Here is a 21757-nt window from a genome sequence, read left to right as displayed (position 1 = left end):
ATCCAAATATAGAATTCCATTTAATCTAATGCAAACGTTTGCGTAAAAATAATTAACTTTTTTTTAATTTTTTTAATGTATTCATTTGCTAAATTTTAAATTTGTTACAAAATATACCTATATTATCAGGATAATAGACTAAATCTGGAGATATGCAGAAATATAATGCAAACGTTTGATGGTCATGAAACAATCAAGAACTACTCTTAAAGATTTAGCTGAAGATCTTAATTTATCCCCCTCCACCATTTCGCGAGCCCTTGCCAATCATCCCGCAATAAGTGACGCAACGAAGAAAAAAGTACAGAAAAAAGCGGAAGAACTGGGTTTTATACCTAATTCCATAGCCTCAAGCTTTAGAAAGAAAAAAAGTCAGTCCATCGGAGTAATAGTTCCGAGAATCGATATACATTTTCACTCCCTCGTAATAAGCGGCATAGAGGAATTTGCCTATAAAACAGGATATAATGTAACCATATTTCAATCTAAAGACTCAACTACACGTGAAAAAGAAATAGTCAAGTTATTACAAAATAAAATGGTAGAAGGGGTGATCATCTGCCTGGCAATTGAAACATACGATTATGACCATTTTAAAAAGTTCAAGAAATTAGGAGTCCCGTTAGTGTTCTACGATAGAGTTCCTTCTAATTATGACACCAATAAAATAGTTATCAATGATTTTGAATCGGCCTTTAAAGCGACTGAACATTTAATAAAAAGAGGTTGCAAACGAATCGCTCATATCGCAGGTAACCAGTCCACTCCTATATTCAAAGAGCGACTTGAAGGCTATAAAAGTGCCATTAGAAAACACAACCTTTCTTTTGATGAAAAATTAATTATCCCTTGTAAAAGTTTAAGTTATGAGGAAGGAGTACAATGCGCAGAAAGTTTTTTAAAATTCTCTTCCATCCCAGACGGAATCTTCTGTGCTAATGATTATACTGCGGTAAGTGTAATTCAGGTATTTCGCAAAGCAGGTATGAGAATCCCCGAAGATACGGCCGTTGTAGGATTCAGTAACTATCCCATATCAAGAGTTATAGAACCCCATCTAACTACTATAAATGACAGAGCCTTTCAAATGGGGGTTGAAGCCTCCAAATTACTAATTCGACTGATAGAAGATGAGAAAAGGACCCTAAAATCTGAAACCATTTCTCTTGAAACAGAATTGATAGTTCGTGAATCTTCAATGAAAGATTAATGTAAGTCTTTAAAAAGGATTAGGAATCCATATTACCTTATACTCTTTTTGCTTCATGCAGGATAATATTCCTACTTCCACATTTTTAACAAAAAATAGCCGGTTAGAATCTGGTCCTAACCGGCTATTAACCTCTATCATGAAAACAGAAATCACATCAATTATTCATCTTAGTAAAGATAAGTTCTTTCCGCGGGTAGTTTTGTAACATGAGTTACAGGTCACCGATTTATTTTCAATTTTTCCAACAAAAAAGCCAGAGGGCATAACCCTCTGACTCGCATTTACCAAGTAACCAACATCAAAATCTAAATAAAAATTATCTGGGTTCCCTCCATATCGGCCTGGTTGTAAAAATCTCCGATAGTAAGGATCCCGTCAAGATCCTCGATAAAATCCTCTTCTTTAAGGTGGAACATATCTACCGCTAGCTTACAGGCCCAGAGTTTTACTCCGGAGGCCGAAAGAATTTCTAGAAATTCATCTACCGGTGGCATATCCAGTTTTTCCATTTCCTTCTTCATCATCTTGGTGGCCAAAGCTTCCATTCCAGGTAAACCACCTACCATCGTAGGAATATGCATTGCTGGGTTTCCTACGGTGGCCACATGTAAACCGTTCAGTTTTTTCTTCTGGATGGCTTCAAGGCCAAAGAATGTAAAGAATATTTCTGCTTCGATACCTTCCATCCTGGCTCCATTGGCCATTACAAAACCTGCATATACATTTTCGATGGTAGCTTTGGATAGGATGAAGAGCATCTTTTTAACTTTTGACTTGCTCATTTTAATAGGTTTTAATTAAATACAACTTTTTGGTTTAGGTACTCCGGCTATCTTTGTAGATATCTTCAAAGGTCCACCGGGAAAAAGAGCGTAAAATTCCTTAATATCAAGAACTCCACTCTTTTTGATCCCTCTTATGGAAAGGGCCTTATCTGCCTTCACCTGTTCCTGAAGCCATTCAATAACCTCCCAGTGACGAGGAGTCATATTTATTCCTTCGGCGCTGGCGATCTCTTCTCCAACCTCACGGTTCCATTCAGAAAAATCAAGTAAGTAGCCTTCTTCGTTTACTTTTACGTTTTCTCCTGCAATTAAAGTTTCCATGGTATTATGATTTTAAATATTATAGGTTTAAAGTTTTTTGCCTTTTGTACTCATATTTCGGCTTACAAGAGGAATAGGAATTCCTTTTAATAACATATTCCAGTAGATCCATCTGAAAGCCAGTTTTCCCCAGTGGTTAAAGACACTTTCCTTCAATAACTTTAAAGGTCCCAGACCAGGGATCGGAAATGTTCCTTCTACCGGTTCCTGATTATAGTTAAAATCGATCAGCAAGGCTTTGTTCTTCCCTGTCTCGATAAAGCAATTTGCATGACCGTCAAATTCCGGTTTAAGCGGTTTGCCTTCTATATAGAGTAAAATGTTATCTGTAAGGGTTTCCGCTTCAAAATGCGCCACCGATCCGGCCTTGGAGGCAGGCACATTGGTTGCATCTCCTATCACGAAAATATCTTCATATTCCTTTGATTGTAATGTATTAGGGTCTGTTGGAACAAAATTCAGATCGTCTCCCAGTCCAGATCTTTCTATCACCTCATCTCCCATATTGGTAGGAATAGTGACCAACAGGTCATAGGGGACTTCCCTTCCACCGTAATCGATGATCTTTTTATTCTCATTATCAACCTGCTCTATGGCAAAATCTATTTCAAGATTGATATTCTTTTCTTTCATTAGGTAACCTAAGGCAGCAGAACTTTTCTCCTTTGTAAATGCTCCTGAAAGAGGCGTTACATAGGTCAACTTCACCTTGTCCCGCATTCCTTTTTTGATGAAGTAAGAATCGGCAAGAAAAGCGAACTCCAGAGGCGCCACAGGGCATTTAATAGGCATTTCTGTCAAATGCACTACCATATGACCTCCTTTCCACTCTCTTAGTTTGTTTCTAAGTGCGAGTGCACCTTCATAAGTATAGAAATCAAAGACATTTTTATGCCAGCCGTCCCCTTTCATCCCTTCCACTTCATCGGGCGCTATCTTTGAACCTGTTGCAATGATGAGTAAATCATAAGCCAGGGTTTCATTTTCCAGTTTTACCTGTTTCTCTTCGGGAAAGATCTGCTCTATTCTTTGCTGAACATATTCAACTCCTTTCGGAATGAATTTCTTTCCGACTTTCTTAACCTGATCTTCGGTGTACATATCAAAAGGAAGAAACAAGAATCCCGGTTGATAGTAATGGGTTTTGAATTGATCGACAATCGTAATGTTCCAGTCGGCCTTATTTAACTTTGGCCGAAGGTGATTCGCCATCATTGTACCTGCCGTACCTGCTCCTAGGATTACTAAATTTTTCATGATAGTCATTTTTAAATCTGGTATAAAGGTAAGATCGATCGATTTAGGAAAACGTAACAATTGTTACACTAAAGTGAGTTTTACTCAATTAAATTTACATTATCAAGCCTTAAATTAAGATATTGTTATTTTCACCTGCATTTTGATGAATTTTTTATAATGAATAATTTTGAATAAAAAAATGATTTAGGTCAGCTTTAGGCGAAATAATTCAGAAGATTTGGTGAATGGGAAAAGTTTTTTCTGTACTGAAGGTACTTTTTGAAAAGAGGTAAAAAATCCTGTTGTAACAAACAAGATGCAGCAAATAAAAAAAGCCCTGTTTTAACAGGGCTTTCGAAGATATTTTCGTCGGGGTGGCAGGATTCGAACCTGCGGCCTCCTGCTCCCAAAGCAGGCGCGATAACCGGGCTACGCTACACCCCGAAATGGTCTTTCAACCACAATTGGGCGGCAAATATAATAATTATTCACCTCCCACAATGAAAAGATCTAATTTTTTATATCTTAGTTTTCTTATAATTTATTCAAGTCAAAATTATAATGCTATGAAAAAAATATTATTCCTGCTCACACTCGCTTTTAGCTTCTATTCCTGCGGTGAGAACGGAAAAACTTCCGATACTGCCCGGGCTGAAGAAAATACCGAACAGAACTCAGAAGAACAGTCTGAACAAATAGAAGTACCAGACCCTATCCCGGCAGAAAGTTCTGAGGCTTATTCCTATGAAATGGTGGTGGAAGACCTTGACATTCCATGGGGATTTGAGTTCCTGCCTGATGGAAGCATCATAATTACCGAAAAAAGCGGGGAGATCATTCATTTTAAAGATGGACAAAAGATACAGATACAGGGAGGTCCGGATGTTTATAACCGTGGCCAGGGAGGCTTATTAGATGTTGCCCTGCACCCGAATTACGAAAGTAATGGCTGGCTGTATTTTACTTATTCCTCTAAAGACGGTGAGGGAGAAGGCGGAAATACTGCTTTAATGCGTGCTAAACTTGAGGGTAATAAGCTTATCAGTAAGGAAGTACTTTACAAAGCATCCCCTAACACCACAAAGGGTCAGCACTTTGGATCGCGCATCTCATTTGATAAAGAAGGTTATCTTTATTTCAGTTCAGGGGACCGTGGCGCAAGGGATGAGAATCCACAGGACATCACTCGTGATAATGGAAAAATTTACCGGCTGAATGACGATGGAAGCATCCCTTCTGATAATCCCTTTGTGGGAGAAGAGAACGCTGTGGAAGCCATTTACTCTTACGGTCATCGCAATCCGCAGGGAATGATCCTGAATCCTGACACAGGAGAGATATGGGTACACGAACACGGTCCAAAAGGCGGAGACGAAATAAATGTGATAAAAAAAGGCGCCAATTATGGCTGGCCCGTACTCACTTATGGTGAGAATTACAGCGGAACTCCCATAACAGATGAAAGAACCAGGCCGGGAATGGAAGACCCTATTTTTTACTGGTTGCCTTCTATCGCTCCAAGCGGATTTGCTTACGTGACTTCCGATAAGTATCCGGAGTTGAAAGGGGATCTTCTGGTTGGTTCTTTAAAGTTCAAATATCTGGAACACCTGGAGCTTGATGGTAAAAAGATTAGTAAACGAACTAAACTTATTGAAGATATAGGCCGACTTAGAGATGTAATCCAGGGTCCCGATGGAAATATCTATGTGGCAGTGGAAGGAAAAGGAATTGCTAAACTTACAAATAACAACTAATCAATTATGAAGAAACTACTTATTGCGCTTGGTGTGGCTGCCACGATTGTAGCATGTAAATCAGACAAAAAGGAAAAAGATAAGGAAGAGGAATCCTATGTAATCCCATCCTCTAAAAAATCCAGCCAGTCATCACCCCTTACAGCAAGCATTAAACGAGGAAAAGAAGTTTATGATGACCTGTGCGTAACCTGTCATTTACCTACAGGAAAAGGAATTCCTGGCACCTACCCTCCTTTGGATGGCTCTAACTGGCTTACAGAGAAAAGAGAAGAAAGTATCAGAGGAGTGAAATATGGAATGCAGGGCCCAATAGAGGTTAATGGAGAAACATATGATAATATAATGGCACCCATGGGACTTAGTGATCAGGAAGTGGCCGATGCACTGAATTATGTTATGAATTCCTGGTCTAACAATATAGACGATATGGTAACTGCAGAAGAAGTTGCAAAAGTTCAGAAAGAAGAGTAACATTTTTTGTCTATAATATTTAAAAAAGCCGGCTGAATTTCAGACCGGTTTTTTTAATGCTAATCCCCCTATCCGGTTTGATAGAAAACCGATTTTAAAAAACTAATAATTACCTTTGCCCAAATTTCAGTTTTATGCTAATTATCGGTATCGCCGGTGGGACGGGAAGTGGAAAGACCACGGTAGTAAATCAGATCATTGAAGAATTAAAACATGAAGAGGTTGATGTGATTTCACAGGATTCCTATTACCAGGATACTTCCCATCTTTCCTTTGAAGAGCGAATAAAGATCAACTTTGATCATCCAAAATCCATAGATTTTGAGCTTATGGCCAAGCACCTGAAGCAACTTAAGAATGGTGAAAATATTCGGCAGCCTATTTACTCCTTTAAAGAACACAACCGCACCGGAGAAACCATAGAGATCCAACCTCGCAAGGTGATCATTGTTGAAGGTATCCTTATTCTTACACATCCCGAGATACGGGAGCTTTTTGATATCAAGATATATGTTCATGCAGATAGTGACGAAAGGCTGATAAGAAGACTGAAAAGGGATATCGCTGAAAGAGGTCGTGATCTGGAAGAAGTGCTCTGGAGGTATCAAACTACTCTCAAACCCATGCATCAGCAGTTTATTGAACCTACCAAAGAGTTTGCCGATATTATTATCCCTACCAACCGTATCAATACCGTAGCTGTTGATATCGTTCAGACCATAATCAAAGATCGCTTAACCTAATTTTGTATCTTTAAAGCCTATGAAATTTAAAGACCTGCGTAAAAAGCCATGGTTCAGATTCATCAGCAACAAATATGTGCTGATAAGTCTGGTGTTCGCCGGATGGATGATCTTTCTTGACACCAATTCATGGTTCATTCATCATGAACTGGATCAGGAAATAAATGAATTGCAGGACAACAAAAAATATTATCAAACAGAAATTGCGAAAGACAAAGCTATCATAGAAAAGCTTCAGGACTCTGTAGAACTTGAGAAGTTCGCGAGACAGAAATATTATATGAAGCGGCCTAATGAAGATATTTACATCATAGAATACGACACTGTAGATTGATCTTTTCGCAATAACTTCCAATCAAAATCAACCAGATAATGAAACAATTGTTATTTCAGGAATTTCAGGAAGTTTCTGCAAAACAATGGAAACAAAAGATCCAGGCCGATCTCAAGGGTGCCGACTATAATGAAAAGCTGGTCACCAAAAGTCTTCACGGCATTGATATCAAACCATTTTATTCCGCCGAAGATGCGCAAGAGACTCTTAAAGTCTCCAATCCCGCTCACTGGCATATCTGTGAAAAAGTTTATGTGACTTCAGCAAAAGAAGCCAATAAGAAAGCTCAGGAAAAACTTCAGCGAGGCACCGAAGCGATATGGTTTATTTTACCTTATAAAGAAATCGTTTTCGAAGAACTTTTGAATGATCTGCAGGATAATCTGGATATCTATCTGGAACTACACTTCCTGGATGCCGAATATGCGAAAAAGATTGACGATTTCCTTTCCGGCAAAAGCTATAAAGTATATTTACAGACAGATATTATCGGAAAACTGGCAAGAACTGGAAACTGGTTCGATAACCTGAAATCCGATCATTCACATCTGGAAAAGATCGTTCAGGATTCCATGAATTTTGAATCGGTGATCAGTATCAATCTGTCGCTATACCAGAATGCTGGGGCGAATATCCCGCAGCAACTCGCTTATTCAATGGCTCATCTCACGGAATACCTGAATCATTTTTCTGAACTACCTGAAGAAAAAAAGGAAAATTTAAAATTTCAGTTTCAGGTTTCGGTTGGCTCGGATTATTTCTTTGAAATCTCCAAGATAAGAGCTCTTCGCTGGTTATATAATACCATTTCGAAAGAGTTTGGCCTCACCGCAGAATGCAAGGTAATGGCTCAGCCAACTAAAAGAACCAAGACATTGTATGACTTCAATGTTAATATGTTACGCACCACTACCGAAAGCATGAGTGCAATCCTTGGAGGTGCCGATGCTATTTGCAACATGCCATATGATGCGATCTACCATAAGGATAATGAGTTTGGAGACAGGATCGCCAGGAACCAGTTGCTCATCATGAGAAATGAGAGTTACCTTGATAAAGTGGGCAATGTGGCTGAAGGAACATATTATATAGAATCCATTACCAGACAGCTGGCTGAACAGGCCCTTGATATATTTAAGGAAATTGAAAAAGGCGGTGGATTCCTGAAGGAGCTTAAAGCAGGAGTCATTCAGAGGAAAATAAAAGAAAGTGCTGCTGCAGAACAGGAAAGATTCGATAATGGAAAACTTGTGCTTATAGGAACTAATAAATATGAGAATCCGCAAGACAGAATGCAGAATGAGATTGAGCTTTTCCCATTTCTGAAAAGGAACCCGAGAAAAACTTTAATTGAACCTATACTTGAAAGAAGGCTGAGTGAAGAACTTGAAAAAGAACGACTTGAAGCCGAAAAAGAAAGTCAGCCAACCCAATAAAATAAAGATTTATGCAACGCAAAGATCTTCAAAATATTAGCCTTGACGATAAGGATCTCGCAACCAGGGAACCGGAATCGAAAAAGGAGACTTTTACCACACCTGAAGAAATAGAGATCAAAAACTCTTATTCCAAAGAAGATATTTCGGAAACAGAACATTTGAATTTCGCTGCCGGAATTCCGCCATATCTTCGTGGCCCCTACAGTACAATGTATGTTAGCAGGCCCTGGACCATCAGGCAGTATGCAGGATTTTCAACCGCCGAAGAAAGCAACGCTTTTTACAGAAGAAACCTCGCCGCCGGGCAGAAAGGACTTTCGGTTGCTTTTGATCTGCCAACCCATAGAGGCTATGATAGTGATCATGAGCGCGTGGTTGGAGACGTGGGAAAAGCCGGAGTTGCGATAGATTCGGTGGAAGATATGAAGATCCTTTTTGATCAGATCCCGCTGGATAAAATGTCGGTATCCATGACCATGAACGGGGCCGTACTTCCGATCATGGCATTTTACATAGTTGCTGCTGAAGAACAGGGTGTAAAACCCGAACAGCTTTCGGGAACCATACAGAATGATATTCTTAAGGAATTCATGGTGAGAAATACCTACATCTACCCTCCCACTCCATCGATGAAGATCATTTCAGACATCTTTGAGTATACCTCTCAAAATATGCCGAAGTTCAATAGTATTAGTATCTCTGGTTATCATATGCAGGAAGCCGGGGCTACCTGTGACATTGAACTGGCCTATACCCTGGCAGATGGCCTTGAATATATCAGGAAAGGCCTGGACGCTGGGATGGATATTGACAGTTTTGCTCCCAGGCTTTCATTTTTCTGGGCGATCGGGATGAACCATTTTATGGAGATCGCGAAAATGCGAGCAGGAAGGATGCTTTGGGCCAAACTGGTAAAACAGTTCAATCCAAAGAATCCAAAATCCCTGTCCTTAAGAACGCATTCGCAAACCAGCGGCTGGAGTTTAACCGAGCAGGATCCTTTCAATAATGTTGCGAGAACCTGTATAGAAGCTGCTGCGGCTGCTTTTGGAGGAACCCAGAGCCTGCACACCAATGCCCTGGATGAGGCTATTGCCTTACCTACCGACTTTTCAGCAAGGATAGCCAGGAATACACAATTATACCTTCAGCAGGAAACCAATATCACAAAAACTGTGGATCCCTGGGCAGGAAGTTTCTATGTGGAAAAATTAACGGAACAGATCGCCCAAAAGGCATGGAAACTCATAGAAGAAGTTGAAGAACTTGGCGGAATGACGAAAGCCATCGAGGCAGGCATCCCGAAGCTGAGGATTGAAGAGGCCGCCGCCAGGAAACAGGCAAGAATAGATAGTGAGACTGATGTGATCGTTGGAGTGAATAAATACAGGCTTGAAAAAGAGGATGAACTGGTTACCCTGGAGGTGGACAACCAGACGGTAAGAAAACAACAGATTGCGAGACTCGAAAAGATCAGAGCTGAAAGGAACGAAGAAAAGGTTCAGCAGACACTCGAAAACTTAAGAAAAGCAGCTAAAGAAGAAAATGCTAATTTACTGGCACTAGCTGTGGAGGCTGCCAGAGAAAGGGCAAGCCTTGGCGAGATAAGCAATGCTTTGGAAGACATTTACGGGAGGTATAAGGCCAAAATTCAATCCTTTAGCGGGGTATATTCAAAAGAAATGAAAGATAACAGCTCATTTACTAAGGCCAGGGAACTGGCTGATAAGTTCGCGGAAATGGAAGGTCGTAGGCCAAGGATCATGGTCGCCAAAATGGGGCAGGATGGTCACGACCGTGGCGCTAAAGTGGTCGCAACCGGGTATGCCGATCTTGGTTTTGATGTGGATATAGGCCCTCTTTTCCAAACTCCGGCAGAAGCTGCCCAACAGGCGGTTGAAAATGATGTACACATTCTGGGAGTTTCTTCACTGGCAGCAGGACATAAAACCCTTGTTCCTCAGGTTATCGAGGAACTGAAAAAACTGGGACGAGAGGATATCATGGTGATCGTGGGAGGGGTGATCCCTTCACAGGATTATCAATTCCTTTTTGACGCAGGGGCTGTGGCTGTCTTCGGTCCGGGGACCAAGATCAGTGATGCCGCGATACAATTGCTTGAAATATTAATTGACGAATAAAGAATTTAGCAGTGGGTAGTCCCAATAGACAGTGGATCTAAATGGTTTATTTTAAATGTTGAACTCTTTAGAAGATAGAGAAGAGAAAAGAGATAATAGATTAGAAACGGAAGATTAAAAACGAAAACCAAACAGCTTAAAGCCTACCGCATAGAGCTTTTAGCTTGGAATGACTAAACACTGAATATTCAATACTCAATACTAAAAATATGGACTTAAAGAAAAAAATGCTTCGGGACGATGCTCTTGAAGGAAAGAATATTATAGTTACCGGAGGAGGTAGCGGACTTGGAAAATCAATGACCCGATATTTTTTGGAATTGGGCGCTAATGTAGCAATCACTTCCAGAAATCTGGAAAAACTTGAGAATACCGCTAAAGAACTGGAAAAAGAGACCGGAGGAAAATGTTTTGCCGTTCAGTGCGACGTACGGCATTATGACCAGGTGGAAGCAATGCGTGATGCTGTTGTGAGTGAATTCGGGTCTGTAGATATCCTGCTAAACAACGCTGCCGGAAACTTTATCTCTCCCACCGAGAGACTTAGCGCCAACGCTTTTGACACCATTATCGATATTGTACTCAAAGGAAGTAAGAACTGTACGCTGGCCCTTGGCAAGCACTGGATAGACAAAAAAGAAGAAAATAAGACGATACTTAATATCGTGACCACATATGCATGGACAGGTTCGGCATATGTGGTTCCTAGTGCCACGGCAAAAGCAGGGGTATTGGCTATGACAAGATCCCTTGCTGTAGAATGGGCTAAATATGGAATAAGATCGAATGCGATCGCTCCGGGCCCCTTCCCCACCAAAGGAGCATGGGACCGGCTTTTACCAGGAGACCTGAAAGAGAAATTTGACCTTGCTAAAAAGGTTCCTCTTAAACGTGTAGGAGACCACCAGGAACTGGCAAATTTGGCCGCTTATCTGGTTTCAGATTTTTCAGCCTATGTAAATGGTGAGGTAATTACAATTGATGGAGGAGAATGGCTAAAAGGTGCCGGACAGTTCAATTTACTTGAAGCCGTGCCGGAAGAGATGTGGGATATGCTGGAACAAATGATCAAAGCAAATAAGAATAAATAGGCTTTCCCTACACCCCAGTTTTCAACAAAAAATCCTAAATAAAATTCAAAAATCAGAGAAAAGCCCGGTTTTATTAGGTTTAGACCGGGTTTTTTCTTTAGAAGCTGTTAACAATTTCATTTTCTAAACCTATAATAAATTGTATTTTTACCTTTCAAAAATCGTAAACATTTAATGGGTAAAATCATTGCTATTGCCAACCAGAAGGGAGGCGTGGGAAAAACAACCACATCTGTGAACCTTGCAGCTTCGTTAGGGGTTCTGGAAAAAAAGATATTATTGATTGACGCCGATCCTCAGGCCAATGCAACCTCGGGTCTGGGAATAGATGTTGAGGAAGTCGAAAATGGAACCTACCAGCTTCTGGAACATTCCATAAAGGCTGAGGACGCTATTCAGAAAACCAGCTCACCTAATCTGGATATCATTCCTGCACATATAGATCTTGTAGCTATAGAAATAGAACTGGTAGATCAGGAAAAAAGAGAATCGATGCTTAAGGTGGCTATTGAGCCCTTACGCGACAAATATGATTTCATCCTGATAGATTGTGCTCCTTCCCTGGGACTTTTAACCCTGAACGCTTTAACGGCTTCAGATTCTGTTATCATCCCGATTCAGTGTGAATATTTCGCGCTTGAAGGTCTTGGAAAACTATTGAACACTATTAAAAGTGTTCAGAAGATCCACAACAATAAACTGGATATAGAAGGCCTTTTATTGACTATGTACGATTCCAGGTTAAGGCTTTCAAACCAGGTGGTTGAAGAGGTTAAGAAACATTTTGATGAGATGGTCTTTGAGACAATCATTCAGCGAAATGTACGTTTAAGTGAAGCACCAAGTTACGGGGAGAGCATTATCAATTATGATGCTTCAAGTAAAGGAGCCAGCAATTATTTAAGTCTGGCGAATGAAATTATTAAGAAAAATTAGTAGAAATGGCGAAGGCTACCAGAAAACAAGCATTGGGGAGAGGGCTTTCAGCATTGCTGAAAGATCCGGATAATGATATAAAATCTGCAGAAGATAAGAATGCCGACAAACTGGTTGGCCATATTGTGGAACTGGAAATGTCTTCCATTGAAGTCAATCCGTTTCAGCCGAGAACAAGCTTTAATGAAGAATCATTAAAGGAACTTGCTTCATCCATTCGCGAGCTGGGCGTTATTCAGCCTATCACAGTACGAAAGCTTGATTTTAATAAGTATCAGCTTGTTTCGGGAGAAAGACGTTTCAGAGCATCCAAACTGGTGGGTCTTGAAACCATTCCGGCATACATCAGGATCGCTAACGACCAGGAATCCCTGGAAATGGCCCTGGTGGAAAATATCCAGCGCCAGGATCTGGATCCTATCGAGATCGCACTTTCCTATCAGCGTTTGATAGACGAGATCAATCTTACCCAGGAACAACTGAGTGAAAGAATTGGTAAGAACCGGTCTACGATTGCCAATTACCTGAGGCTTTTAAAACTGGATCCTATCATCCAGACCGGAATGCGTGACGGATTTTTGAGCATGGGTCACGGCAGAGCTTTGATCAATATTGATGACACTCAGAAGCAGCTGGAGATCTACGAAAAGATCCTTCAGAAGTCACTTTCGGTAAGGGAGACAGAGCAACTGGTACGTGACCTGAACAATGAAGGTAAAGCGGCTCCGGCAAAGAAAAAAGTTTCAGTTCCAAAGACCTATAAAAAAGGTATCAAGGAGTTTTCAGAATATCTGGGCACAAAAGTGGATGTGAAAGTCACCAAAAAAGGTAGTGGAAAACTAACTATTCCGTTCTCTTCAGAAGAAGATTTCGAAAGAATCAAAAAATTAATCCGGGGTGAAGAATAATCAGCTCTTTTGCCTGTTTTTTTTTCTGCTTGCGGTTTCGGTAAGTAATGCACAGCAGGATACGCTTTCGGTCCAGACCGAAAAGATAACTGAAGAACAGGAAAAGGATTATGAACCCTACAACGCCCTCGCTCCTTCTAAAGCAGCATTTTATTCAGCTATTCTTCCTGGCCTTGGCCAGGCATATAATGGCAGTTACTGGAAAATTCCTATTGCATACGGTGGTCTGGCCACGGGGATCTATTTTTACCTTGAAAATGACAAACAGTATGACAGGTACCGTGATGCCTATAAAGACCGTCTGGCCGGTAGAACTGATGAGTTCCAGGGACGTATCTCTGACGACGGATTAAGGCGTGCACAGGAATTCTATCAAAAAAATAAAGAAATCTCCATCCTGGTAACGGTTGGAGTTTACATTCTGAATATAGTAGACGCCAATGTTGAAGCACATTTAAGACAATTCAACGTAGACGAAGACCTAAGCCTAAGGCCAAATCTTGATTTTGACGCCTTATCTGGAAAGACCAATTACGGACTTACACTAAATTTCAATTTTTAAGATGAAAATCGCACTATTAGGTTACGGAAAGATGGGAAAGACCATCGAAGAAATTGCCGAAAAAAGAGGGCATAAGATTGTTCTAAAGGTTGATGAAGATATTGAGAATTATGATCTTGACAGTTCTAAAATTGATGTAGCGATAGACTTTAGTGTGCCTAAGGCAGCTTTTAAGAACATCACTACATGTTTTAAACATGGAATACCTGTTGTAAGCGGAACCACAGGATGGCTGGAAGATTATGAAAAAGCCAAGAAGATCTGTGAGGAAAATAAATCAGCATTCATTTATGCTTCCAACTTTAGCCTGGGCGTAAATGTATTCTTTGAACTCAACCAGAAACTGGCAGATATGATGAAAAATCTTGAGGACTACTCGGTAGAGATCGAAGAGATACACCACGTTCAGAAATTAGATGCTCCAAGCGGAACTGCAATTACACTGGCAGAGCAGATCATCGAAAAAAATCCGAGAGTGGATGGCTGGCAACTGGACGATGCCGAAAAGGATGAGATCCCTATCTACGCAAAAAGAGTTGAAGATGTTCCGGGAACCCATACGGTTACTTATGACACTTCAATAGATAAAATAGAAATAGTCCACACAGCCAAATCAAGACAGGGCTTCGCTCTGGGAGCAGTTGTGGCAGCCGAATTTTTAAAGGATAAGTCGGGCATCTTTACCATGAAAGATGTGCTCGCCGATCTTTTTCGAAATTAATTGTAACATTTAAAGGCTAAACCGGCCTTATACTGTAAAGATTTAAAATATGACATTTACCGAGTGGTTTCTATTCTTCCTGTTTGTGCAGGTAGTTCATTTTCTTGGAACCTGGAAACTTTATCAGAGAGCAGGCAGAAAAGCCTGGGAAGCAGCTGTACCTGTTTATAATGCAATAATTTTAATGAAGATCATCAATCGGCCCTGGTGGTGGGTTGTCCTCATGTTCATTCCTATTGTAAACCTTATCATATTCCCTGTTGTCTGGGTAGAAACCATTAGAAGCTTCGGAAGGAATTCTACAACGGAGACATTTCTGGTGATTCTAACGCTTGGATTTTATATCTATTATGTGAACTATGCCACGAATGATGTGTATATAGAAGATCGTGACCTGAAACCCAGAACCGAAGCAGGAGAATGGATAAGTTCCATACTCTTTGCAGTGATCGCTGCCACTATAGTGCATACTTATATCATGCAGCCTTTTACCATTCCCACTTCTTCTTTGGAAAAGACCCTGCTGGTTGGTGATTTCCTTTTCGTAAGCAAGTTCCATTATGGTGCGAGAGTACCACAAACAGCTGTGGCTTTCCCTATGGTACATGATACTATTCCGGTTCTTGGGATCAAGTCTTATTTGAACAAACCACAAATTCCATATTTCAGGTTCCCCGGTTTTGAAAATGTTGAACGAAATGATATTGTGGTCTTTAACTGGCCGGTAGATACGGTTAGAAAGTTCTTTGACCGGTCCGGCAAACACTATAAGAAACCAGTAGATAAAAAGTCGAATTACGTAAAGCGAGCTGTGGGAGTTCCCGGCGATTCATTATCGGTGGTAGACGGCTATGTTCACATTAATGGAGAGCAGCTTGAATTACCTGATAGAGCCAAGCCTCAGTTCTCCTATGTTGGGCAAACCAAGGGCCAGCCATTTAATCCGCAAAGCCTTTATAAATTATATGATATAACCGATGGCTATTCATATAATCCAAATAACAATTTCTTTGTTATCCGGGCACTGTCTGAAGAGAATTTTGAACGTTTCAAGAACCATCCTAACGTAGCCTCTATAAGACGATATGTAGATTCGGCCGGAGTTAAAAACCCATCGCTTTTCCCTAATGACGGAAAACGAAACTGGAACAATGATAACTTTGGACCAATATATATCCCAGAAGCCGGCAAAACGGTTAAGCTCACCCCTGAAAGCATGCCTTTCTACAGAGAGATCATCGAGACCTACGAAGGCGAGGAAATGGGAATTAGCAATAAGCTTAGCGTAAATGGTACTCAGGTACTTCTCAACGGGCAGCCGATAGATTCCTACACGTTCAAACAGAATTACTACTGGATGATGGGTGATAACAGGAACAATTCGGAAGACAGCCGCACATGGGGTTATGTTCCGGAAAATCATATCGTGGGTAAACCTGTATTTATATGGATGAGCTGGGATTCCAACGCAAGCGGCTTTGATAAAATAAGATGGGACAGGGTTTTCACTACTGTTAAAGGTGACGGTGAACCTACTTCCTTCCTGCCATATTTCCTAATCGTTCTTGTGATATTCTTTGGCTGGAGATATTTCAAAAAACGAAGAGAAGCATAGCCTGCATGGAATCTGTATTGTTACATCCTACATATTTTGGCCCCATTAGCCAATGGATCGCATATGTAAAGGCTAAAAAGGTGATTTTTGAGAATGAGGATAATTACCAGAAACAGACCTACAGGAACAGAATGTATATCTATGATGCTAATGGAAAGCTAACTCTCAACATTCCTATAAAACACAGTTCTGCATTAGGCCTGAACACAAATGGAAGACAGAAATATAAGGATGTTCAGATAGAGAATAGTTTTGAATGGCAAACCCAGCACTGGAGAGCCTTTAAAGCATCTTACCAAACCTCTCCCTTTTTCGAATTCTACGAAGATGAGCTATATCCACTTTATGAGAAGGAGTTCAAATACCTGATGGATTTCAACTATCAATGCATGGAGTTCGTAGCAGATTGTCTCCAGGTAGACTGGGATTATGAGAAGACCGAGGAATTCATTCTAGAGCCTGCCGGGATTAAAAATCTGAGAAATCTGGTAAATGCCAAATCCAAACAGCTTTTTCAAAATACGCCTTATACGCAGGTATTTGATTCCAAGGAAGGCTTCCTGCCGGATCTCTGTGTTCTTGATCTGATCTTTAATGAAGGAAATGCTGCGCTGGATTACCTGGAAGGTCAGGACCTAGAGTCCTATTCGGGTTAGGATGGGATAATGATCGGAATAATCGATCTCGAATTTCTGAAATTCGGCAATTTTCATATCATTTTCTATCAGGAGAAAATCTATCCGTAAAGGAAAGTAATTGAGTTTAAAGCTTTTTCCAAAGCCGCTACCGGCCTCCAGGAAAGCATCTTTAAACCTTCCCTCCTGCTTTACAAGGTCATAAATATAAGAGAAACTTGTATTGTTGAAATCACCCGCAATAATGGTTTGGTAGGGAGATCTCTTCACCTCATCCATCATCATCTCTGCCTGTTCCTGCTGCAGGGAGAATCCGTAACCAATACGGCCAAGCAGTTTTTTTGAATCCTCTTTCTGAAGATCATCTATTCCCGGCTTTATATTAAGCGACTGAAAATGGACGTTGAATACTCTGAGCGTATCCTTTTTATTGATTAGCACATCGGCGTAAATCGCATTATTATTCCCGTCATGTGGAAAGTCTACCGAATGTTTTTTAATGATTGGAAACTTCGAAAATATTGCAGATCCAAATTCAGAGTTCTTTCCCTTGAGCTTTATATATTCATAAGGATAAATTTCTGCAAGTGCTGCGGCACCCACATAATGCTCCTGAACGCAAAGAATATCGGGATTCTTTTCTTTAATGAATTCGGTTATTTTTTCAGGAATATCTTTTCTGTCAGACCACTCATACGCATTGAACATACGTACATTATAACTCATTATAGAAAGATCTGCATTCTTCTTCTCGTCGGTTTCTCCCTCGGAGAATTTCACAAAACTGGTGATATAATTATAGCCAAGTAATAAGACTATGAGAGACAGCAGTAATTGTCTTTTGAGCCTGAGCACCCAGTAAAGAAGGAAAAATGTGTTGAGTATAATAAGTACTGGTACACCAAGGCTTAATACTGAAAGTAACGGAAAGGATTTTGGTGGAATATGCGGAAGCAAATAAGAAAATAACAGCGCGGTTGCTGCCAGCGAATTCAATATAAAAATGAATTTGTCAAAGATGCTTAGTTTCTTCATCTAATCCTCTTTACCTGCCTGGAATAAAAAGTCTTTTTCAGCCTTGCTCAGACTATCATAACCACTTTTACTGATCTTATCAAGAATGGCATCTACCTTTTTCTGTTTATCATCCTTATCCATGGCTTTTTTCTGACTGGAACGGGATTTGGTTGTTTTTCCTGAACGATGAACAGTTTTCATTTTAGCCTTTTTCTCTTTAGGCTTAAAAAGGGAAGCGACCCCATCCATAAGGTTTTCGAACCATTTACCAATGTCGTTACCTTTCTGAAGCTGATTGGTATATAAATATCCCAACGCCGCACCACCAAGGTGTGCCAAATGTCCACCCGCATTTCCCATCGGGATCTGAATAATATCCAAAACCACAAGAAATGCTGCAATCCACCAGAATTTGATGCTCCCTATAAGTAAAAGTCTCACCCGCATATTAGGAATATGAGATGCTATACCAATAAGCACCGCCATCACACCGGCTGAAGCTCCCATAAGATAAGAACGACCCGTTCCCTGGAATGCAGGAAAAAGATTATAGCTCAACATATAAACCAGGGCTCCTATAATAACACCCAGGAAATAATAATTAAGCAGTCGCTTTGGTGAAAAATAATTCAGAAAGTAGATCCCGGAAAAATAAAGGATAAGCATATTAGACAAAATATGCCAGATCCCGTTGTGCAGAAATGAATAGGTTATTATAGACCAGGGTTTTACGAGAAATTCCAGAGGTTCCTTGGGAAATACGAACCATTCCAGTAAAAAATCTGAAGGCAACTGAAAAAGAAAAGCCAGAGTTCTTAACAGAAAGAACAAAATAAAGACAAGCACATTAAGAGCAATGAGCTTCTCGGTGACCGTAGCGGTCTGTATCTTATATCTTATTTTATCTGAGGATCTCATTAGTACCAGCGATTGTCATTAAACTGATTCTTCTTCCAGTAATACATCATTAAAAATCCGAACAAGGCTCCTCCAACGTGTGCAAAATGTGCAATGGACCCGCCAAATATCGAATATCCGGTGAAGCCTGAAAACAAATCTAAGGCAATTAATCCGGGAATAAAATACTTGGCTTTAATTGGAACCGGTACGAACAACAGGAACAACTGAACATTGGGAAACATCATTCCAAACGCTACAAGTATCCCATATATTGCTCCAGAGGCACCTACCGCGGGATTGGAATACGCCTGTAGCATGGATCTAAGGGTGCCCTCATCTATTCCCTGTGGAATTCTGAATCTATTGGCAGCATAGGCTTCCCGAATATAATCAATTATTTCCGGCGGAGTCCAGCCAAGTTCCAGTAATCCGTTAAAACCTTTCTGATAAGCATAGAAATTCACCAGGGTATGGAGAAAAGCTGCGCCTATACCCGCTGAAAAATAAAAGAAGAGGAACCTTTTCTGCCCGAGCATTTGTTCAATAGGACTCCCAAACGCCCACAATGCGTACATATTGAAAAGAATATGCATAAAACCGCCATGCATGAACATATGCGTAAGTATCTGCCAGACCTGAAAGTTAGGGTTCTTAACAAACCAAAGGGCAAAATACTCATATGCCGCATCGCCGATCAGCTGGCTACCAATAAAGAAAATTACATTTATGATCAATAGAACCTTTACGGTCTCTGTCATTCTTCCCATCAGGCAAATTTTTTATCCAGTTCATCGACCGATAAGGTAATGAACACTGTTTTATTAAAAGGATTGAGTGCAGGTTCCTTGCAGGCGAACAAACGATTCACTATATGCTGCTGCTCGGTTGAATTCAAAAGAGTTCCAGATCTCACCGCCATGGATTTAGCCAGGGATTTGGCAAGCAGATCGGTTTGTGAAAAACCGTCATGCGGTACATCCTTTTCAAAATCGGCCAGGAGCTGCTCAAGTAAAATCTGTACTTCGCTTTCCGGGATCAGCGTGGGAATCCCCGTGATCTCCACTTCGTCTTTATCGATCTGGGAAAAAATGAAACCCGTTTGCTCCAGTGACTCTTTTAATTCTTTCAGCATCTCAACCTCATGATTGTTGAACTGAAGTCGTAAAGGAAATAAAAGTTGTTGACTAACAGCTGCAGAAACTGTTATATTTTTCAGTAATTCTTCATAAAGTACCCTCGTATGGGCCCGGTGCTGATCAATAACCAGAATTCCGCTTTTTAAGGTAGATACTATATATTTCTTATGAAGCTGAAAAGTTGATTTCTCTGCTTCGTCTTCTCTTCCGCCAAAAAGATTACCGGTAACCTCCTCACTTTCAAACTCTATTTGTTTAACATCAACTTCGGTCTCTGTTTCCTGCTGCATGCCGGAATAAAGACTTTCCCACTGGGCGGGTTTCTCTCTTCTGAAACCATTACCCCCTGAAAATTGTGGTTTTGAGCTCCCCTCATTCTGAAAAGGATTGAAATTCCGGTCCACTTCTATCTGGGGCGCACTGGCTGCTTTATTCTGATAATCATAGGGAGTATCCAGTTCCGAATCCCTTTCAAAGTCCAGCATGGGCGCAACATTGAACTGCCCCAGGCTATGTTTGATGGCGCTTTTTAAGATAGCATACAAGGCATGCTCATCATCGAACTTGATCTCGGTCTTGGTGGGATGAATATTGATATCTATAGACTTTGGGTCTACCTCAAGGTACAGAAAATAGCTGGGATAGCTTTTTTCCTTCAGCAAGCCTTCAAAGGAAGCTACCACCGCATGATTCAGATAAGGACTTTTAATATATCTGTCATTCACAAAGAAGAACTGTTCTCCCCTGCTCTTCTTGGCAAATTCCGGTTTACCTACAAAACCTGAAATTTTCACTATTTCGGTATCTTCTTCTACCGGGACCAGTTTTTCATTGGTTTTTCCACCAAAAATATTGGTGATACGCTGACGTACATTCGTGGCAGGAAGCTGAAAAAGTTCACTTCCATTATGAGTGAGCGAAAAATTAATATCTGGATGCGCCAGGGCAACACGCTGAAATTCGTCAATGATATGGCGGGTTTCAACATTATCAGATTTAAGGAAATTTCTTCGGGCCGGAATATTATAGAACAAATTCTTCACACAAATACTAGTTCCCTTAGGCGTTACACATGGATCCTGGGAAACCACCTTGCTGCCTTCCACCTTTATACAGGTACCAACCTCATCTTCTTCAGATCTGGTCTTAAGCTCAACATGAGCGATCGCGGCTATCGAAGCTAAAGCTTCCCCTCGAAAACCTTTGGTTTTTAAACTAAAGAGATCATCGGCAAGTTTTATCTTAGAGGTCGCATGACGTTCAAAGCACATCCGGGAATCGGTTATACTCATTCCAACGCCATCATCAACTACCTGAACAAGAGTTTTACCGGCATCCTTAATAATCACCTGGATACGGCTTGCCTTTGCGTCTATTGAATTTTCGAGAAGTTCTTTTATTACCGAGGCCGGACGTTGCACCACTTCACCCGCAGCGATCTGGTTTGCAACATGATCGGGCAACAATTGAATTACGTTACTCATTTAACGGGGGTTCGAGAAAATGGACAAATCAAAATCTAAAATCCACAGGCAAATGAAAAGTAAGATGATAATAATATAAATAACACGCCGGTTAATGCTTCTGTTCCCCCTGGTACGGCTATCCTTACGAGCCTGGGCCCAGTGGGACCCAAAATCTATCGCATTGGTGGCTTCTTTATATTTATTGAATTTGGAATCAAAATCATAGATATTACCGGTATCCTTACCCTTATAATAGCGTGGGGTATAGTTATACCGGGTATTCTTCCTGATTTTGTTAAAACTGATTTTCAAAACTGTAGACTG

At 40.6% G+C, this 21757-nt stretch carries 22 protein-coding genes and 1 tRNA gene; 14 read left to right on the top strand and 9 right to left on the bottom strand.

Features of this window, described 5'->3' with window-relative positions; translation table 11 throughout:
• Positions 1–184 precede the first annotated feature (184 nt).
• Positions 185–1210 carry a LacI family DNA-binding transcriptional regulator gene (locus EZJ28_RS07775; RefSeq protein WP_131396553.1) on the top strand — a complete coding sequence of 342 codons (1026 nt, stop codon included), beginning with the start codon at positions 185–187 and terminating at the stop codon, positions 1208–1210.
• Positions 1211–1518: 308 nt separating this feature from the next.
• Here the strand turns inward: EZJ28_RS07775 and EZJ28_RS07770 are convergent, their stop codons facing one another.
• From EZJ28_RS07770 to EZJ28_RS07755, 4 genes are all read right to left on the bottom strand, one after another.
• Positions 1519–1995, bottom strand: a complete 477-nt coding sequence (locus tag EZJ28_RS07770) for a DsrE/DsrF/DrsH-like family protein (protein ID WP_131396551.1) — start codon at positions 1993–1995, stop codon at positions 1519–1521.
• Positions 1996–2010: 15 nt separating this feature from the next.
• Positions 2011–2319 (bottom strand): TusE/DsrC/DsvC family sulfur relay protein, encoded by a 309-nt coding sequence (locus EZJ28_RS07765; protein WP_131396550.1) that lies wholly within the window; start codon positions 2317–2319, stop codon positions 2011–2013.
• A gap of 27 nt (positions 2320–2346) precedes the next feature.
• Complete coding sequence (locus tag EZJ28_RS07760) at positions 2347–3576, bottom strand: NAD(P)/FAD-dependent oxidoreductase (protein ID WP_131396548.1); 1230 nt, start codon at positions 3574–3576, stop codon at positions 2347–2349.
• Positions 3577–3927: 351 nt separating this feature from the next.
• Positions 3928–4002: transfer RNA gene (locus tag EZJ28_RS07755), tRNA-Pro, on the bottom strand.
• A 122-nt stretch (positions 4003–4124) separates the two neighbouring features.
• On the opposite strand from EZJ28_RS07755, the gene EZJ28_RS07750 reads away from it, so the two are divergent.
• The 13 genes from EZJ28_RS07750 to EZJ28_RS07690 all read left to right on the top strand — a co-directional run bounded on the left by EZJ28_RS07750 (position 4125) and on the right by EZJ28_RS07690 (position 16935).
• The gene (locus tag EZJ28_RS07750; RefSeq protein WP_131396546.1) at positions 4125–5315 is read left to right on the top strand and encodes a PQQ-dependent sugar dehydrogenase; all 1191 of its coding nucleotides are present in this window, start codon (positions 4125–4127) and stop codon (positions 5313–5315) included.
• Between the two features lie 6 nt (positions 5316–5321).
• Entirely contained in the window at positions 5322–5789 is a 468-nt protein-coding gene (locus EZJ28_RS07745; protein WP_131396544.1) for a cytochrome c, read from the top strand.
• A 134-nt stretch (positions 5790–5923) separates the two neighbouring features.
• A complete protein-coding gene (gene udk / locus EZJ28_RS07740; RefSeq protein ID WP_131396543.1) occupies positions 5924–6532 on the top strand; it encodes a uridine kinase in 609 nt (202 codons plus the stop codon).
• 19 nt (positions 6533–6551) lie between these two features.
• Positions 6552–6866 carry a septum formation initiator family protein gene (locus EZJ28_RS07735; protein WP_131396541.1) on the top strand — a complete coding sequence of 105 codons (315 nt, stop codon included), beginning with the start codon at positions 6552–6554 and terminating at the stop codon, positions 6864–6866.
• Positions 6867–6904: 38 nt separating this feature from the next.
• Positions 6905–8302: a methylmalonyl-CoA mutase subunit beta gene (locus EZJ28_RS07730; RefSeq protein ID WP_131396540.1), complete on the top strand. Its 1398-nt coding sequence runs from the start codon at positions 6905–6907 to the stop codon at positions 8300–8302.
• Positions 8303–8313: 11 nt separating this feature from the next.
• Positions 8314–10446 (top strand): methylmalonyl-CoA mutase, encoded by a 2133-nt coding sequence (scpA, locus tag EZJ28_RS07725; RefSeq protein ID WP_131396538.1) that lies wholly within the window; start codon positions 8314–8316, stop codon positions 10444–10446.
• Positions 10447–10655: 209 nt separating this feature from the next.
• On the top strand, positions 10656–11537 hold the full coding sequence (locus EZJ28_RS07720) for an SDR family oxidoreductase (RefSeq protein WP_131396536.1): 882 nt from the start codon (positions 10656–10658) through the stop codon (positions 11535–11537).
• A gap of 174 nt (positions 11538–11711) precedes the next feature.
• The gene (locus EZJ28_RS07715; RefSeq protein ID WP_131396534.1) at positions 11712–12473 is read left to right on the top strand and encodes a ParA family protein; all 762 of its coding nucleotides are present in this window, start codon (positions 11712–11714) and stop codon (positions 12471–12473) included.
• 5 nt (positions 12474–12478) lie between these two features.
• Positions 12479–13381 carry a ParB/RepB/Spo0J family partition protein gene (locus EZJ28_RS07710; protein WP_131396532.1) on the top strand — a complete coding sequence of 301 codons (903 nt, stop codon included), beginning with the start codon at positions 12479–12481 and terminating at the stop codon, positions 13379–13381.
• Positions 13371–13943, top strand: coding sequence for a DUF5683 domain-containing protein (locus EZJ28_RS07705; RefSeq protein WP_131396530.1), 573 nt, complete (start codon positions 13371–13373; stop codon positions 13941–13943). Before EZJ28_RS07710 ends, EZJ28_RS07705 begins: the two co-directional genes overlap by 11 nt.
• A 1-nt stretch (position 13944) precedes the next feature.
• The gene (dapB, locus tag EZJ28_RS07700; RefSeq protein ID WP_131396528.1) at positions 13945–14664 is read left to right on the top strand and encodes a 4-hydroxy-tetrahydrodipicolinate reductase; all 720 of its coding nucleotides are present in this window, start codon (positions 13945–13947) and stop codon (positions 14662–14664) included.
• A 49-nt stretch (positions 14665–14713) separates the two neighbouring features.
• A complete protein-coding gene (lepB, locus tag EZJ28_RS07695) occupies positions 14714–16279 on the top strand; it encodes a signal peptidase I (RefSeq protein WP_131396526.1) in 1566 nt (521 codons plus the stop codon).
• Positions 16280–16284: 5 nt separating this feature from the next.
• Positions 16285–16935: a WbqC family protein gene (locus tag EZJ28_RS07690; protein ID WP_131396524.1), complete on the top strand. Its 651-nt coding sequence runs from the start codon at positions 16285–16287 to the stop codon at positions 16933–16935.
• Here EZJ28_RS07690 and EZJ28_RS07685 read toward each other — a convergent pair.
• The 5 genes from EZJ28_RS07685 to EZJ28_RS07665 are packed head-to-tail and all read right to left on the bottom strand — an operon-like array spanning position 16915 to position 21745.
• Positions 16915–17949, bottom strand: coding sequence for an endonuclease/exonuclease/phosphatase family protein (locus EZJ28_RS07685; protein WP_131396522.1), 1035 nt, complete (start codon positions 17947–17949; stop codon positions 16915–16917). The genes EZJ28_RS07690 and EZJ28_RS07685 overlap by 21 nt on opposite strands.
• Positions 17950–18849, bottom strand: a complete 900-nt coding sequence (locus EZJ28_RS07680; protein WP_131396520.1) for a rhomboid family intramembrane serine protease — start codon at positions 18847–18849, stop codon at positions 17950–17952.
• Positions 18849–19598, bottom strand: a complete 750-nt coding sequence (locus EZJ28_RS07675) for a rhomboid family intramembrane serine protease (RefSeq protein ID WP_131396518.1) — start codon at positions 19596–19598, stop codon at positions 18849–18851. Before EZJ28_RS07675 ends, EZJ28_RS07680 begins: the two co-directional genes overlap by 1 nt.
• Positions 19598–21451: a DNA mismatch repair endonuclease MutL gene (gene mutL / locus EZJ28_RS07670; protein WP_131396516.1), complete on the bottom strand. Its 1854-nt coding sequence runs from the start codon at positions 21449–21451 to the stop codon at positions 19598–19600. Before mutL ends, EZJ28_RS07675 begins: the two co-directional genes overlap by 1 nt.
• The gene (locus EZJ28_RS07665; RefSeq protein ID WP_207388437.1) at positions 21452–21745 is read right to left on the bottom strand and encodes a hypothetical protein; all 294 of its coding nucleotides are present in this window, start codon (positions 21743–21745) and stop codon (positions 21452–21454) included.
• Positions 21746–21757: the final 12 nt, after the last annotated feature.

The sequence above is a fragment of the Gramella sp. KN1008 genome (genome assembly GCF_004332155.1).
Classification (GTDB): Bacteria; Bacteroidota; Bacteroidia; order Flavobacteriales; family Flavobacteriaceae; genus Christiangramia.
This window is presented reverse-complemented; position numbering and strand designations above follow the sequence as displayed.

Bases quoted from the DNA above. Each gene is read 5' to 3' on its own strand.
- EZJ28_RS07770 (WP_131396551.1), bottom strand. From the start codon at position 1,995: ATGAGCAAGTCAAAAGTTAAAAAGATGCTCTTCATCCTATCCAAAGCT.
- udk (WP_131396543.1), top strand. From the start codon at position 5,924: ATGCTAATTATCGGTATCGCCGGTGGGACGGGAAGTGGAAAGACCACG.
- EZJ28_RS07675 (WP_131396518.1), bottom strand. From the start codon at position 19,598: ATGGGAAGAATGACAGAGACCGTAAAGGTTCTATTGATCATAAATGTA.
- EZJ28_RS07730 (WP_131396540.1), top strand. From the start codon at position 6,905: ATGAAACAATTGTTATTTCAGGAATTTCAGGAAGTTTCTGCAAAACAA.
- EZJ28_RS07680 (WP_131396520.1), bottom strand. From the start codon at position 18,849: ATGAGATCCTCAGATAAAATAAGATATAAGATACAGACCGCTACGGTC.
- EZJ28_RS07685 (WP_131396522.1), bottom strand. From the start codon at position 17,949: ATGAAGAAACTAAGCATCTTTGACAAATTCATTTTTATATTGAATTCG.
- EZJ28_RS07715 (WP_131396534.1), top strand. From the start codon at position 11,712: ATGGGTAAAATCATTGCTATTGCCAACCAGAAGGGAGGCGTGGGAAAA.
- EZJ28_RS07710 (WP_131396532.1), top strand. From the start codon at position 12,479: ATGGCGAAGGCTACCAGAAAACAAGCATTGGGGAGAGGGCTTTCAGCA.
- EZJ28_RS07750 (WP_131396546.1), top strand. From the start codon at position 4,125: ATGAAAAAAATATTATTCCTGCTCACACTCGCTTTTAGCTTCTATTCC.
- EZJ28_RS07735 (WP_131396541.1), top strand. From the start codon at position 6,552: ATGAAATTTAAAGACCTGCGTAAAAAGCCATGGTTCAGATTCATCAGC.
- EZJ28_RS07760 (WP_131396548.1), bottom strand. From the start codon at position 3,576: ATGAAAAATTTAGTAATCCTAGGAGCAGGTACGGCAGGTACAATGATG.
- scpA (WP_131396538.1), top strand. From the start codon at position 8,314: ATGCAACGCAAAGATCTTCAAAATATTAGCCTTGACGATAAGGATCTC.
- dapB (WP_131396528.1), top strand. From the start codon at position 13,945: ATGAAAATCGCACTATTAGGTTACGGAAAGATGGGAAAGACCATCGAA.
- lepB (WP_131396526.1), top strand. From the start codon at position 14,714: ATGACATTTACCGAGTGGTTTCTATTCTTCCTGTTTGTGCAGGTAGTT.
- mutL (WP_131396516.1), bottom strand. From the start codon at position 21,451: ATGAGTAACGTAATTCAATTGTTGCCCGATCATGTTGCAAACCAGATC.
- EZJ28_RS07690 (WP_131396524.1), top strand. From the start codon at position 16,285: ATGGAATCTGTATTGTTACATCCTACATATTTTGGCCCCATTAGCCAA.
- EZJ28_RS07720 (WP_131396536.1), top strand. From the start codon at position 10,656: ATGGACTTAAAGAAAAAAATGCTTCGGGACGATGCTCTTGAAGGAAAG.
- EZJ28_RS07765 (WP_131396550.1), bottom strand. From the start codon at position 2,319: ATGGAAACTTTAATTGCAGGAGAAAACGTAAAAGTAAACGAAGAAGGC.
- EZJ28_RS07745 (WP_131396544.1), top strand. From the start codon at position 5,322: ATGAAGAAACTACTTATTGCGCTTGGTGTGGCTGCCACGATTGTAGCA.
- EZJ28_RS07775 (WP_131396553.1), top strand. From the start codon at position 185: ATGAAACAATCAAGAACTACTCTTAAAGATTTAGCTGAAGATCTTAAT.